14 protein-coding genes are annotated in these 14042 nt (G+C 59.9%); 13 read left to right on the forward strand and 1 reads right to left on the reverse strand.

Annotated features, from left to right (window positions below; translation table 11 throughout):
• Positions 1 to 22 precede the first annotated feature (22 nt).
• The 13 genes from A7976_RS04430 to A7976_RS04490 all read left to right on the forward strand — a co-directional run bounded on the left by A7976_RS04430 (position 23) and on the right by A7976_RS04490 (position 12521).
• A complete protein-coding gene (locus tag A7976_RS04430) occupies positions 23 to 2212 on the forward strand; it encodes a tetratricopeptide repeat protein (RefSeq protein ID WP_067107724.1) in 2190 nt (729 codons plus the stop codon).
• Positions 2205 to 2627: a type II secretion system major pseudopilin GspG gene (gspG, locus tag A7976_RS04435; RefSeq protein WP_067107728.1), complete on the forward strand. Its 423-nt coding sequence runs from the start codon at positions 2205 to 2207 to the stop codon at positions 2625 to 2627. Before A7976_RS04430 ends, gspG begins: the two co-directional genes overlap by 8 nt.
• A gap of 40 nt (positions 2628 to 2667) precedes the next feature.
• Positions 2668 to 3855 carry a type II secretion system F family protein gene (locus A7976_RS04440; protein WP_067107731.1) on the forward strand — a complete coding sequence of 396 codons (1188 nt, stop codon included), beginning with the start codon at positions 2668 to 2670 and terminating at the stop codon, positions 3853 to 3855.
• The gene (locus A7976_RS04445) at positions 3852 to 5540 is read left to right on the forward strand and encodes a GspE/PulE family protein (protein ID WP_067107734.1); all 1689 of its coding nucleotides are present in this window, start codon (positions 3852 to 3854) and stop codon (positions 5538 to 5540) included. Before A7976_RS04440 ends, A7976_RS04445 begins: the two co-directional genes overlap by 4 nt.
• On the forward strand, positions 5521 to 6354 hold the full coding sequence (locus A7976_RS04450; protein ID WP_131800994.1) for a hypothetical protein: 834 nt from the start codon (positions 5521 to 5523) through the stop codon (positions 6352 to 6354). The genes A7976_RS04445 and A7976_RS04450 overlap by 20 nt, the downstream gene beginning before the upstream one ends.
• Positions 6351 to 6872, forward strand: a complete 522-nt coding sequence (locus tag A7976_RS04455; RefSeq protein ID WP_131800995.1) for a hypothetical protein — start codon at positions 6351 to 6353, stop codon at positions 6870 to 6872. Before A7976_RS04450 ends, A7976_RS04455 begins: the two co-directional genes overlap by 4 nt.
• Before the next feature lie 50 nt (positions 6873 to 6922).
• Complete coding sequence (gene pilO, locus A7976_RS04460; protein ID WP_131800996.1) at positions 6923 to 7450, forward strand: type 4a pilus biogenesis protein PilO; 528 nt, start codon at positions 6923 to 6925, stop codon at positions 7448 to 7450.
• On the forward strand, positions 7447 to 7944 hold the full coding sequence (locus tag A7976_RS04465) for a hypothetical protein (RefSeq protein ID WP_067107744.1): 498 nt from the start codon (positions 7447 to 7449) through the stop codon (positions 7942 to 7944). The genes pilO and A7976_RS04465 overlap by 4 nt, the downstream gene beginning before the upstream one ends.
• Entirely contained in the window at positions 7941 to 9875 is a 1935-nt protein-coding gene (locus A7976_RS04470) for a secretin and TonB N-terminal domain-containing protein (protein WP_067107747.1), read from the forward strand. The genes A7976_RS04465 and A7976_RS04470 overlap by 4 nt, the downstream gene beginning before the upstream one ends.
• A 10-nt stretch (positions 9876 to 9885) precedes the next feature.
• The gene (locus A7976_RS04475) at positions 9886 to 10362 is read left to right on the forward strand and encodes a type II secretion system protein (RefSeq protein WP_371440604.1); all 477 of its coding nucleotides are present in this window, start codon (positions 9886 to 9888) and stop codon (positions 10360 to 10362) included.
• Positions 10356 to 10745, forward strand: a complete 390-nt coding sequence (locus A7976_RS04480; RefSeq protein ID WP_067107754.1) for a type II secretion system protein — start codon at positions 10356 to 10358, stop codon at positions 10743 to 10745. The genes A7976_RS04475 and A7976_RS04480 overlap by 7 nt, the downstream gene beginning before the upstream one ends.
• The gene (locus A7976_RS04485) at positions 10739 to 11212 is read left to right on the forward strand and encodes a type II secretion system protein (RefSeq protein WP_067107757.1); all 474 of its coding nucleotides are present in this window, start codon (positions 10739 to 10741) and stop codon (positions 11210 to 11212) included. Before A7976_RS04480 ends, A7976_RS04485 begins: the two co-directional genes overlap by 7 nt.
• A gap of 175 nt (positions 11213 to 11387) precedes the next feature.
• On the forward strand, positions 11388 to 12521 hold the full coding sequence (locus A7976_RS04490) for a M48 family metallopeptidase (RefSeq protein WP_067107760.1): 1134 nt from the start codon (positions 11388 to 11390) through the stop codon (positions 12519 to 12521).
• A gap of 344 nt (positions 12522 to 12865) precedes the next feature.
• On the opposite strand, the gene A7976_RS04495 is transcribed toward A7976_RS04490, so the two are convergent.
• Entirely contained in the window at positions 12866 to 13942 is a 1077-nt protein-coding gene (locus tag A7976_RS04495; protein ID WP_067107763.1) for a cytochrome D1 domain-containing protein, read from the reverse strand.
• Positions 13943 to 14042: the final 100 nt, after the last annotated feature.

A 14042-nucleotide genomic window follows, 5' to 3' on the forward strand; every position in this document is an offset into this window, starting at 1 on the left:
ATTTACAGATTTACTCGGATTCATGTCAGACAAATCCACAGAACACCTGATGCAGCAATCTGTGCAATTGCAGCAGGCGGGCAGATTGATTGAGGCGCGCGCTGCATTGCGCAAGATCCTAAAGCAATCGCCGCTGCATGCCGAGGCGCTGTACCTCACTGGCATGAGCTACCTGAGAGCGCAGGAGTCTGAGAAGGGCGCGGATTACCTCCGGCGTGTGCTAGCGCTGCGTCCCGACTACGCGGAGGCACACTACAACCTCGGTGTGGCGCTAGGAAAGCTGCAGCGCAACGAAGAAGCCCTGGAATGTCACCGCAAGGCCGTTGCTTGCAAACCGGATTACTGGAAAGCCCGCGTGCGCATGGGCGAATTGCTGAACTTGTTGCAGCGCCATGCTGAGGCGCTGGCGCAGTGCCTACAAATCGCCGCGATCAGGCCGGATTGCGCCGATGCCTATTTCGGTATGGGAGTGGCACATGCGGCGCTGGCGCGGCCGGAAGAAGCGATAATCGCGTACCGGCAGGCTGTCCGATTCGACCCCTGGCATGGGGATGCCCATAACAATCTCGGGTTCACGCTTGGTGCCTTGAATCGCTTCGACGAGGCGATTGCTGCATTCAGTGCCGCCATCGCCGTTAAGCCGGACCATATGGACGCGCATGTCGGTCTTGCGCGTGTTCTCACCAATCAGAAACGCCATGACGAGGCGATTGGGGCCTACCTCAAAGCCTACTCGGTACGTCCCGATGCCGAATGCGCATACGAATTGGCGCGCCTGCTGCATGAATTGAATCGCTTCGATGAGGCGGCCGACTACTACCGCAAGGCGGTGACCGCGAAGCCGGACTATGTGAAGGCGCTCGACGGGTTGGGAAATGCGCTTGCCGACCTCAAGCGGCATGACGAGGCTGTCGTTGCATTCAAGAAGATTCTCGCGCTCGACCCGAACGATGTGCCTGCGCTCGTCAACCTCGGCAACACCTTGTATGAAAGCCGGGTGTTCGAGGAAGCGATCGACTGCTTCCAGCGGGTTTTTACGCTCGACCCGGATAACGTCGCCGCGCATAACGGCCTGGGCAGCGTCTTGGTCGAGCTCAACCGCGTAGATGAAGCAATCGCGTGTTTCGATCATGCACTGGAACTTGACCCGCGCTACGACGGCGCCGTCTACAACCTCGGCGTGGCGATGGAGCGGCAGTTCCGCTACGACGAGGCTTTGGAAAAATACGAGCAGGCCATCGCGCTGAAGCCGGATTTCGCCGAAGCCTGCTGGAATCGCGGGCTGGTGCATCTGCTGCACGGGCGTTTCCGCGCCGGCTGGTCGGGTTACGAATGCCGCCGCCAGTTGCGCGGCGCGGCAGCGCTACCGGAGATGCCCTACCCGGCGTGGGACGGCACGGCGGACATCGGCAGCAGGAAGCTGCTGATTCAGGCCGAGCAGGGATTTGGCGACGCGATACAGGCGGTGCGCTACATCCCTTTGCTGGAACAGCAGGGCGTCGAGTGCTGGATGCAGTGCCTCAAATCACTGTCCGGCATCGTTCGCAGGAGCTTTCCGCAGGTGCATGTCGTGGAAGTCGGCGAGGTGCCGCCAGGGCTGGATTTCTACATCCCGGTCATGAGCCTGCCCCGCGCCATGCAAACAAACGCCGAAGTTGATATTCCCGCCCAGGTACCTTATCTCGCGGCCGACCCGGAGCAGGTCGCCTACTGGCAGCAGCAACTGCCTGCAAGTTTCCGCAATCGTGTCGGGCTCGTGTGGCGGGGCAACCCCAAGCATGGCAACGACCACAACCGCTCATCCCGGCTGAACGACTACCTGCCGGCGATTACGGGTAACACCGACGTGCTGTTCGTCACCCTGCAAAAGGACCTGACGGCGGAAGAGCAAGCTTTGCTACAGGGCCGGGCGAATGTGAAGACGCTCGATACCGAACTGACCGACTTCGACGAATCGGCTGCGGTGATGTGCAGTCTGGATGTTGTGATCAGCATCGACTCGGCCCCAGCGCATCTCGCCGGTGCGCTCGGCGTGCCTGTCTGGATATTGCTGCCTTTTTACGGCGAATGGCGCTGGATGCGCGACCGGGACGACACGCACTGGTATCCCACAGCAAAGCTGTTCCGGCAGGCGGCGTTCGGGGATTGGCCCGGCGTCATTCGCACTATCGACAATCAACTTAAGCAATTGGGAGAAGCAACGAATGCGTAAAGTGGAAAGTTCTTTCCAGCAGGGTTTTACTTTGCTCGAACTCCTGGTCGTCATGGTCATCATCGGCCTCTTGGCCGGCTATGTCGGCCCCAAGTATTTCGCGCAGATCGGTAAATCCGAGGTGAAGACAGCCCGGGCCCAGATCGATGCGCTGGGCAAGGCGCTGGATCAGTACCGGCTGGATGCCGGACACTATCCGACTACCGAGCAGGGGCTGCTGGCATTGAATGCCGCGCCGGCTGGAGAAGGGCGCTGGGGCGGGCCTTATCTGCAAAAAGCGGTGCCGCTCGACCCATGGGGCAAGCCTTATCAGTACAAAAGTCCGGGAGAGCATGGCGAATACGATTTGATCTCATTTGGCAAGGACGGGCAGGCGGGCGGGCAGGACGAGTCTGCGGATGTGGTGAACTGGTGAGGTCAGCCCGGCCAATGTGTATTCCAAGCCAACGTAAATCATGAAGTTCGACCTGAAAGTCGTGCGCGGTGAAGACATCGGCTCGCTGTCGCTGGAAGCCAGTGATGTTTTGCAGGCCCAGGCGCAGGCCGAGGCACAGGGGTATTCGGTACTGACGGTGCATGCCGCGGCGGTGCGATCCGGATTTTCGCCGTTTCGTCGTTCGTCGTTCAGCCTGCTGCTGTTCAGCCAGGAATTGCTCTCCCTGCTGGATTCCGGTTTGAGTCTGGTGGAATCCATGGAGGCCCTGACCGAAAAAGAGCATCACGCTGAAACGCGCGCAGTGTTGCAGCAGGTGATGGCCGCGCTGTACGAAGGCTTGCCGCTGTCCGCGGCGCTGGAGCGTACTCCCGCGTTTTTTCCGCCGCTGTATGTGGCGATGATCCGCGCCAGCGAGCGTACCGGGGACATGGTGCACGCCCTGGCGCGGCATGTGACTTATCAGTCGCAGATCGATGCAGTGCGCAAGAAGATCGTCACCGCCTCGATTTATCCGGTACTGCTGATGGTGGTGGGCGGGCTGGTGATGCTGTTTTTGCTGGGTTATGTGGTGCCCCGATTCAGCACGATTTATGAAAGCTCCGGTGCCAGCCTGCCCTGGATGTCGCAGATGCTGCTGGTCTGGGGGCGATTGATGCAGCAGTACGGCGGTCAGGTGATGCTGGCGTTTGGCGTGGCGGTCGGCCTTGCAGGCTACGCGCTGTCTCGCCCTGCGGCGAGGAAGCAATTGATGGACTGGGTATGGCGGTTGCCCGCATTTGGCGAGACCTTGCGCATTTATCAACTGGCGCGTTTCTACCGCACCCTGGGCATGCTGCTCAACGGCGGGATTCCGCTGGTGACGGGCATGCAGATGGTGGCTTTGCTATTGCAGCCCTTGCTGCGCGAGAGCCTGAAAGAGGTCGAGCAGGAGGTGCGCGAAGGCAAGCCCTTGTCACAATCGATGGAGTTGCACGGTATGACCACGCCGGTGGCGCTGCGCATGCTGCGCGTGGGCGAGCGCACCGGGCGCATGGGCGAAATGATGGAACGCATCGGGACGTTTTACGACGACGAGATCGCCCGGGCGGTGGACTGGTTTACCCGACTGCTGGAGCCTTTGCTGATGGTGGTGATCGGACTGGTCATCGGCGTGGTGGTGACGCTGATGTACATGCCGATTTTTGAACTGGCGGGGAGTGTGCAATGAATCTTGTCGCGGAACCGGTCGTGGCGGCGCTGGATGCGTTCCGGATCGAGGAGGCCACGAGGCTGGCGAAGCAAAGCGGACAACATGTGCTGGACGTGCTGGAGGAACTGTCCGGGCTGTCCCCGGATGAATTCCTGCTGGCGCTGGCGCAGTTGCTGTGGTATCCGGCGCTGAACATGATGGACTTGCATGCGCTGACGCCGGATTTCGAGCGCTTGCCGTTTGCAGAAGCCATCAAGCGCGAGTGTGTGGCGTTGCGCGGCGAAGATGGCCGTTTGCTGCTGGCGTTTGCCAATCCTTTCGACCGGCATATGGCAGGGCGCATGGAGGCTCTGCTGACAGAGCCGGTGCAGTGGGTTCTGGCGCACCGCAAGGATCTGGCGGCTTTTTTGTCGCGCTTTGAAGAGAGCCTGCGCGCGATGGACGGCTTTCAGGATCATGGAGCGGCCAACAGCCGTCCGGACGGCATCGAGGATTTGTCGCTGAAATCCATCAGCGAAGACACCAGTCCGGTCGTGAAACTGGTGCGCTCCACCCTATACGACGCGCTCAAGGTCGGGGCCAGCGACATCCACATGGAAACCGATGCGCGCGGGCTGACCATCAAATACCGCATCGACGGCGTGCTGAGCATGGTGGGCAGCATGGGCGGGCTGGAGCAGGCGGAACAGGCGATTTCACGTATCAAGGTCATGTCCGAGCTTGATATCGCCGAGCGCCGCGTGCCGCAGGACGGACGTTTCAAGGTACTGGTGCAGGGGCGCGAGGTGGATTTGCGCGTTTCCATCATGCCCAGCGTGTTCGGCGAGGATGCGGTGCTGCGCATTCTGGATCGCCAGTCGGTTACCGACGAGGCGAAGGGATTGAGCCTGAACGTGCTGGGCTTCGATCCTGAAATCATGGAGCGTTTCCGCCTGCTGGCGGAAGAGCCTTACGGCATGCTGCTGGTCACCGGACCGACCGGGTCGGGCAAGACCACCACGCTGTACGGCATCATTTCGGAGATCAACAGCGGCCAGGACAAGATCGTCACCATCGAGGATCCGGTCGAATATCAACTCCCCGGTGTGCTGCAAATTCCGGTCAACGAAAAGAAAGGTCTCACCTTCGCGCGCGGCCTGCGTTCGATTCTGCGCCATGACCCGGACAAGATCATGGTCGGCGAAATCCGCGATTCCGAGACCGCGCAAATCGCCGTGCAGTCGGCGCTGACTGGACATCTCGTCTTGACCACCGTCCACGCCAATAATGTGTTCGACGTGATCGGGCGCTTCACCAACATGGGTGTCGATCCTTACAGTTTCGTCTCTGCGATCAACGGCATCATGGCGCAGCGCCTGGTGCGCGTGATTTGCCCGCATTGTGCGGTAGCCGATCATCCCGATCCGGCACTGCTGAAAAAATCCGGCATTTCTCCCGAGGCTGCAGCCGGCTTCGATTTTCGTATCGGCCAGGGGTGCGGCCAATGCCACGGCACGGGCTATCGCGGACGAAAAGCCATCGCCGAATTGCTGTGCTTCAACGATGAAATCCGCGAGCTGATCGTGACGCGCGAGCCGGTGCGCAGGATTAAGGAGGCCGCACGCGCCAACGGAACGCGCAGCATGCGCGAGGCGGCACTGGCGCTGGTGCAGCGCGGAGAAACCTCATTGCAGGAGATCAATCGTGTTACGTCGCTTGCGTGAAGAACTCAGGGTTTTCCTGCATCCCCAACTGGTCGTATTGCTGCGGGTATCGCGCGGCCTCAACAAGCGCGTGACCCATAAGCGGATATTGCCTTGTGCCGAAACAATGGGTGCTTCATCTGGGGAGACGTCGATCGCCGCGCTGAAATCAGCAGTGCGCGAGGCGCCATGGCGAGGGACAAATACGCAGGTAGTGTTATCCAACCATTTCGTGCGCTATGCGCTGGTGCCGTGGTCGGAACAGCTCGCAAACCGGCAGGAGCGCGAGGCTTATCTCCGTCATTGTTTTGGCGCGGCATATGGCGAAACGGCCAAATGCTGGGATTTGCGCATGAGCGAACCGAATCCGGACGAGCCGTCGCTGGCGAGCGGTATCGACCGGACTTTGCTCGAGTCGTTGCGCAGCGCGCTCGAAAGCGGCGATATTCGGTCTGATGCCATCCATCCGCACCTGATGGTAGGCGCCAACCGCAGCAGGCGCTGGATCTCGCAAGGCCTGGTCTGGTTCGCCATGGTGGAACGCGGGCGCTTGTGCCTGTCGTTGCTCGATCGCGGCCTTTGGAAAATCGTCAGGAACCATCCGGCCGATGCGGATGAACCGGCATCCCTGGTGTCGGAACTTGGAACCCTGTTGGCCCGCGAGGCGATATTGGCCGGAGACATACGGCAGGACTGGCCTGTCGTGCTGTATTGGCCGGAATCCAGCTTGCTGCCCAGCCTGCCCGGGCGTAAGGTGATTCGAGTACAGGGGCGCCCTATGGAAGGCTTTGCCTCCGGCGACGACAAGGCATACCAGCTGGCCATGTGGGCATGAGTATGCGAGCGGTCGAGCTGAATCATGCGTGTGCGCCAAAGCATGATCCGTGGCCGGCGCGCGCACTGCTGGTCGCCGGTTGCCTGGCTTCGATAGGGCTGGGCATGGCGCTGCATGACATCGACGCGAAAACGGCGATGCTGGAAGCGGACGCCAGCCGCCTCCGCCATCCCCGGCAGGAAACCAGGCAGTCCGAGGCTGAGGCTGCGTTGCAGCGTACCGAAATAGCGGCCGTACAAACGGCCATGGCCGAGCTTGCGTTGCCCTGGGAGCAACTGTTCCGGGCATTGGAAAGCACGCGTACCCCTCGAGTGAAGCTGCTGGCCATGGAACCCAACCCCAGGCAGCGCAAGCTGCGTATCTCTGCGGCCGCATCCGACACACAGGACATTCTGGATTACATACAGGCGCTCGATCGGCAGTCCATGCTGGAGGATGTATTCCTGCTGCGCCAGGAGCGCGATGACGATGGCAATTTTATTTTCAGTGTCGATGCCGTATGGAATGTGAAGCCATGATGGTTGGTCTGTTTCCGCCAAGCCTGATTCCCCTGAGGAGGCTGTGGCGGGTGTGCAAATTTCGTCTGCTGGGTCTGGGTTGGCCGGGCATGCTGGGCTTCGGCTTGCTGCTCGGCTGTGCCGTGGTAGCGTCAGTTGTACTGTTGCCGGCCACGCGGCAGTTGCAGCAAATGGAACGCGACGTCGCACAATTGCGCAACGGCAAGAGCCAGCATCGGGGGCAATGGATAGACCGCTCGCCTCAAGCGGCGCTGAAGGCGTTCTACCGAGTCCTGCCGCAGGAGTCTTCCGCTCCCAAACATATTTCGGCGATCTTCAATGCTGCCGACGCCAGCGGTATCGACCTGGACAAGGTGGAATATGCCCTGGTGCGCGAACATACGGCCGCACTGAGCCGGTATCAGGTGATTTTGCCCGTGCAAGGCACCTATCCCGATATTCGCCGCTTTATCATCGAATTACTCAACACCATGCCTGCGCTGGCGATCAACGAACTCAGCTTCAAGCGCGAAGATGCCTCCAGCCCGGAGGTCGAGGCGCGCGTGCGTCTGACCATTTACCTGGGGCGGGCGTCATGACGGCTGCGGAAAAGAAGAAGCAACCGCTGATCTGGGGCGCGCTAGTGCTGACGCTGGCAACGACAGCCTGGGTGGCGGCGTCGGACGATGCTGGGCAGGAGGATATTTTGGTGAAACCTCGGCCCCGCGCGTCGTCTGCGATAGTCGACGAGAGCAGGGCGTCGGCAACCAACCTGGCCTACCAGCCAAGGCCTCCCATCGAGGGCGAGCCAGAAGATATCTTTCCCGGCGATGCGCCGCCGGAAGAGATTGCCGCAGCAGCGCCTCCGCCCAAGCCGGTTACGCCCCCGCTGCCGTTCAACTACGCCGGAAAACTGGTCGAGGACGGCAACGCGCTGGTTTTCCTGACGCATGGCACTCGCAACCTTGCCGTGCGATCTGGCGACGTGATCGACGGTGTATGGCGCGTCGAGTCGATACGGCCGCCGACCATGATGATGGGTTATTTGCCGCTGAAAACCGTAGTTCCCCTGGTGATTGGAGAAACGAATTGAAATCTGTCCGTAAAGTGCTGATCGCAGCCCTGATGCTTGCCGGGTGCGCTACGCAGGAAACCCGCCATGCCCAGGACGATCCGGGTTTCCGGGAGGCCAGCTCGCTGATTGCGCAAGGGCGCATCGAGGAAGGGTTGGCGAGGATGGAGCAGGTGCTGGCGGCGCATCCGGACAATGTCGAGTATCGCAATTACCTGTCTCGCCAGCGCGAACTGCAATTGACGCAACTGCTGAGCGATGCGGACAGGCAGCGGCAGCAGCGCAATTGGGACGCCGCGGAGCAAGGCTACCGGCGCTTGCTGGAACTGAACCCGCAAAACCAGCGCGCGCTCGAGGGGCTGAAGCAGCTGTCAGCGGCGCGCAAGCACGATGCCATGCTGGGCGAAGCCGAAGCGGCGCTCGACAAGGGGGATATTGACGCTGCGCAGTTCCTGGTGCGCTCCGTACTGGCGGAGGATGCGGTAGATCCGGCCGCGCGGGCTATTTACGAGCGCATCGAACAGAAGCGTACGGCGAAGTCGATGGCGACACCGCAGCTGCGCTCGGTATTCAAGAAGCCGATTACGCTGGAATTCAAGGATGTTGCGCTGAAATCCGTATTCGAATTCATTTCCCGTGCGGCGAACATCAATTTCTCCTATGACAAGGAGTTGAGACAGGAGCAAAAAATCAGCATTTTCGTTCGTGACACCTCGGTCGAGGATGCCCTGGATGTGATCCTGACCACCAATCAGCTCAACAAGAAAATCCTCAACGACAATACCGTGCTGATTTACCCGGCGAGTCGCAGCGGCGAATACCAGGAAATGTTCGTGCGCAGTTTTTACCTTGGCAATACCGATGCCAAGCGCATGATGGCATTGCTTAAAACCGTAGTGAAAACCCGCGACCTGTACATCGACGAGAGACTCAATACGCTGGTAATGCGCGATACGCCGGAAGCGGTGCGCATGGCGGAAAAACTGATCGCCTCGCAGGATCTGCCCGACCCCGAGGTAATGCTGGAAGTGGAGGTGATGGAGATCAGCCGCAAGACGCTGGAGGATATCGGCATCCAGTACCCGACGCAGGTATCGCTGGGCGTGCAGGGCAATACATCAACAGATAGCAGCGGCGTCGCGACCAGGACGCCGGGGCAGTTGAGTTTCAAGGAGCTCAGGAATTTCAACTCCGGCCTGGGGGTGTTCAAGATCACCGATCCGGTACTGGCCTTCAACCTGTTGCATCTGGCGACCGATACCGACTTGTTGGCAAATCCGCAGATACGCGTCAAGAATCGCGAAAAGGCCAAAATCCATATCGGCGACAAGATCCCGGTCATTACCAGCACGGCCAATTCCACCGGCTTCGTTTCCGAGTCGGTCACCTACCTGGAAACCGGCATCAAGCTGAATGTGGAGCCGACCATCCTGCTCAACGACGAGGTATCGATCAAGGTGGAGCTGGAAGTCAGCAACCAGACCGACAGGGTGACGACCAGTTCCGGCACGCTGACGTACACGCTGGGCTCGCGCAATGCCAATACCGTGTTGCGTCTGAAGAATGGCGAGACGCAGGTGTTGGCCGGGCTGTTCCGCGACGACAGGCAGGACATCAACCATAAGGTGCCGGGGCTCGCCGGCATTCCCTTGCTGGGCAAGCTGTTTACCGACAAGAACTCCGACCGCACCAAGAAGGAAATCGTGCTGCTGATTACGCCGCGCATCCTCAGCAACATCGTACCCGCGGATGCAACGTATACCGTATTCCCGGGAGGTGTTGACGGCATGCGCAATACCTCGACAGGCCGGTCGGGAAGGCAGGCAGAGTATGCGGCGCCTGTACAGCAGTCCATGCCAACGGTTCCTGCCCCGCAAGAGGTGCAAGCCGCGCGCGCGCAGAACGACCGCTCCTTTGCCGACTCCGTGCTTCAACCCGATGCCGGCAGGTAACGACATAGCCGTGCGTGGATTTACGCTGATCGAGCTGCTGGTGACGCTGGTGATTCTGGCGCTGCTGACCACTGCGGCGGCCCCGATGATGCAGCTGACTGCCAAGCGCGCCAAGGAGCAGGAACTGCGGCGCGCGCTCTGGCAGATACGCGATGCCATCGATGCCTACAAGCTGGCGGCGGATGATGGCCTGATCGCGCATACGCCGGACAAATCCGGCTATCCGCCGACGCTGCAAACATTGGTTGCGGGCGTGGAAAATATCAAGGGCCCTGCGCGCCGCAAGATTTATTTCATGCGTCAGATACCGCGCGATCCGTTTGCTGCCGACCCCGATGCGGGCAATGAGCAGACCTGGCGCAAGCGCAGTTATGCCAGCTCGTTCGAGGAGCCCGGTTTCGGCGATTTCGAAGGCGAGGATGTCTATGACGTGCGTTCCGGATCGAAAGGTATCGGACTGGACGGGAGGCCATACGCGGAATGGTAAAACAGACCGGACGTCGGAGCGGCTTTACATTGATCGAAATACTGGTGGTCATGGCTATTGTCGCTACCTTGCTGAGCCTGGTAGCGCCGCGCTATTTCGAAACCATGGAGCGCTCGAAGGAAGCGACCTTGCGTCATGACCTGTCGGTGATGCGCGATGCGGTCGACAAGTATTACAGCGACAAGGGCGCCTATCCGGATACGCTGGAAGATCTGATCTACGGCCAGTATCTGCGCGCGATCCCGGACGATCCGATCACCCAGAGTGCCGGCACCTGGATCGTGACTCCGCCGTCGGACCCGAATGCGCGTGGCTCGGTTTACAACATCCATAGCGGCGCGGAGGGTGTGGCTTCGGACGGTAGCATGTACGTGCAATGGTGAACGCCTGCAAAAACCGCTCGGCGGGATTTACCTATCTTGGCCTGCTGCTTGCGATCGTGCTGATCGGGGTGGCGCTGGCGGGAGCGGCAACCTTGTGGAGTGCCGAACGCAAGCGCGAGCGCGAACGGGAGTTGCTGCATATCGGCCACAAGTTCCGCGAAGCGATCGGCCAGTACTACAACCGCACGCCGGGTGCAGTCAAACAGTACCCACCCACATTGGAGGCATTGCTGCGGGATGAGCGTTTCCCTGTGCCACGCCGCTATCTGAGGCAGATTTACGTCGATCCGTTTACCGGCACGCAAAACTGGGGCACCGTCGAAGCGCCGAGCGGTGGCATCATGGGCGTCCACAGCCTGACGGCCGAGCCTGCATTCAAGACCGCAAATTTCCGGGGCAAGGACCAGCATTTCGAAGGAAAAGCGCTGTTGGGAGACTGGATATTCGTCTATTTGCCCGATGGCTGAACGTTGCTGACCCACTTGGAGCGGGCCTTCGGGAGTAGTGGGCTCTCTTTTTCTGCCCTCGATCGCAATGTAAGATGCGCGAGGTCGTAGCGCAGGCGTTTCGTTTGCGAACAGCACCGCCTGATGGGGTCAGGCTGCCGCGTTACGCGATATCCATATAAAAAGGAAAAACAACATGCAGGCCATCACCTTCTCTCGCCCGGCAACCTTTGCCCTTTTGCTCGCTGTTCTTGCCGGATGCGCCACGCCCCAGACTCGCATGCCGACAGTGGATTCGGCCGCCATGCAGGAGGAAACGCGCAAGCAGCGGGAGATGGTGGTCGAGGACTACATGAATTCCTATCGGCGCTTGCAGGCGGTCGCTTCCAGAATCGTGATGAGCGGTACCGAGCTTTGCGCCGAGAAGGTGGGGCCTTACTACGGACTGACGGCCTGGAGCCGCGAGGATTTCGGCAAGGAGTGGCATGACGTTGTCCAGTCGCGATTCAGCGTGAGCGATGTGGCGAGCATTTCCAGCGTCGCGCCGGGCTCGGCGGCCGATCAGGCAGGGGTAAAAGCGGGCGACGTGGTGCTATCTGTCAATGGATGGACGCCTCCTGCCGGCAAGGGAGCCGTCGATAAGCTGATGGAAAAGCTCGCGCAGGAAGGCAAGTTCGGCATGCCTCTGGAGATGGTCGTGCGTCGCGGTGCGGAGGAGGTCAAGGTTTCCATGATGCCGGGGCAGGCGTGCGATTTCCGCGTGCGCTTGTCGCCGGACGACGTGAAGAACGCTTATGCCGATGGCCAGAATATCGTGATTTACAAGGGCATGATGGATTTCTTCCATACCGACGAGGAGGTCGCGCTGGTGGTGAGCCACGAGTTGGCTCACAACGCGATGAAGCATATTGATGCCAAGAAGACGAATGCCATGGTTGGCGGGCTCGTCGGTCTGTTGCTGGACGTGGCCGCTGCAGCCGGAGGTGTCAATACCAATGGCGACTTCATGCGCTTGGGCTCCAATATGGGCGCCGGGGTTTATTCAGTTGCCTTCGAGCAGGAGGCGGATTATGTCGGCTTGTATTTCATGGCGAATGCCGGTTACAAAATTGACGATGCGGCGAGCTTCTGGCGCAGGATGGCAACGACCAACTCCAGGGCGATCACCATGAAGTCCTCGCATCCCACGACACCGGAACGTTTCATTGCTATCGAAACTACTGTCGAAGAGATCAGGCAGAAAATCGGGAGCGGTCAGCCACTGAAGCCGGAACTCAAGCATGCAAGCTCGGAAATGGCCCGCGAAGAAGTGCAGGCGATCCCGCATTAGGCCTTTGCTCCGTAGCGGAGGCGACGACACTTGCGCTTCGCAAGGTTGCCTCAGGCAGGGAAAATTTCCCGTGCTGTTTCAGGAGAATATGCCTATTCCGGCGAGCGGCGGCCGGCATATGATGGTTCTCATGCACCGCTCGTCGTAAGTAGTCGCATACTCCATGGTAGTGAAGCCAGGCACATTCTCCAGTGTGCTTGGCTTTTTTATACTGTCTGGGTTGGGCTACGACGTTCCCCGGCCCGCGATCAGGCGGAGCCCGGCATCCGGCTTGAATAACAAACGGCGCATTGCGCGCCGTTTGTAAATGATGGAAAGCCCTCGGCCTGGAGGGGGTGTTAAAGTTACGGCTTATCCAGACTGCCGATGGCTTTCGGATAAGTCACTACACCCCAGGGCGTGCTCTTGTCGCCGACGCGGCTCGTTACTTCCAGCTTGTCGGCATCGATCACCAGTACTTCGTCGGATTTTCCGCAAGCCATCAGGATTTGCTTGTCGTCCGGAGTGAAGGTGAAATGCCAGCAACGCTTCCCGGTCGGAATATCCTTGATTTTCTTGTAAGACCTGGCGTCGAATACTTGCAGGACGTTGGCCTTGGATGCCGCGACAAAAAGCCGCTTGCCGCTACGGTCGAACGATACGCCGTAGGGCGACTCGCCGGTATCCACTGCCTTTACCGGACTGAACTTGCCATCCAGCACCAGGAATTTGTTGCCGTATTCCAGCGTGGCGATATAGGTGTTGCCGTCAGGCGAAATCTTGATGCCGCGCGGGCGGTCGCCGTACTTGTGCGTGTCGATGGTCTTCAGCAGCTTGCCGGACTTGAGGTCGTGCACTGTTACGGTGTTGTCCGCTTCGTTGGTCACGATCAGCTTTTTGCCGTCCTTTGAAAACTCGATACCTTCCGTTTCAGGGCCGCTCACAATTTCTCGAATGACCTTGCCCAGTTTCAAATCCACGACCGAAATGCGTGCCGGTTCGGCGCCTTCGTCGTCATCGTCCTCTTCCTCCACGGGAGCCGCGCCCGGCTTCGGAGGCGGGCCGCCCTTGGAACTGGGCTCGTAGGAAATGTACGCCTTGTCGCCCACCACCCGGACAAACTCCGGATTCTTGCCGATGGGAATCTGTTTCACGACCTTGGCGGTCGCCGTGTCGATCACCGAGATATTGCCGTCGTCGCGGTTGGCGGTAATCAGGAACTTGCCGTCGGCCGTTACGCCGAGTCCGCGCGGGCCTTTCGCGCCCACGTCGATAGTGCCGGTGGTCTTCATGGTGGCAAGGTCGATGACGGTGACACCACCGCCCTGATTGGACACATATGCCACGCCTTGGCCGGCCGCCTGGGTAATGGAGGCCGATACCAGCCCAAAGGCGAGCAGCAGCGCGCTATGGAGCCTCCTGTTATTGCAGGGCAGTCTCATGGGTAGTTCTCCTGGGAAATTGATAGCCGGCGAAACGCCAAACCTGTTTCACCATACCGGCTCGCGCCGTGATCCCATATGGGAAAAATACTGAATGGGT

It is taken from the genome of Methylobacillus sp. MM3 (assembly GCF_001645185.1).
Taxonomy (GTDB): domain Bacteria; phylum Pseudomonadota; class Gammaproteobacteria; order Burkholderiales; family Methylophilaceae; genus MM2.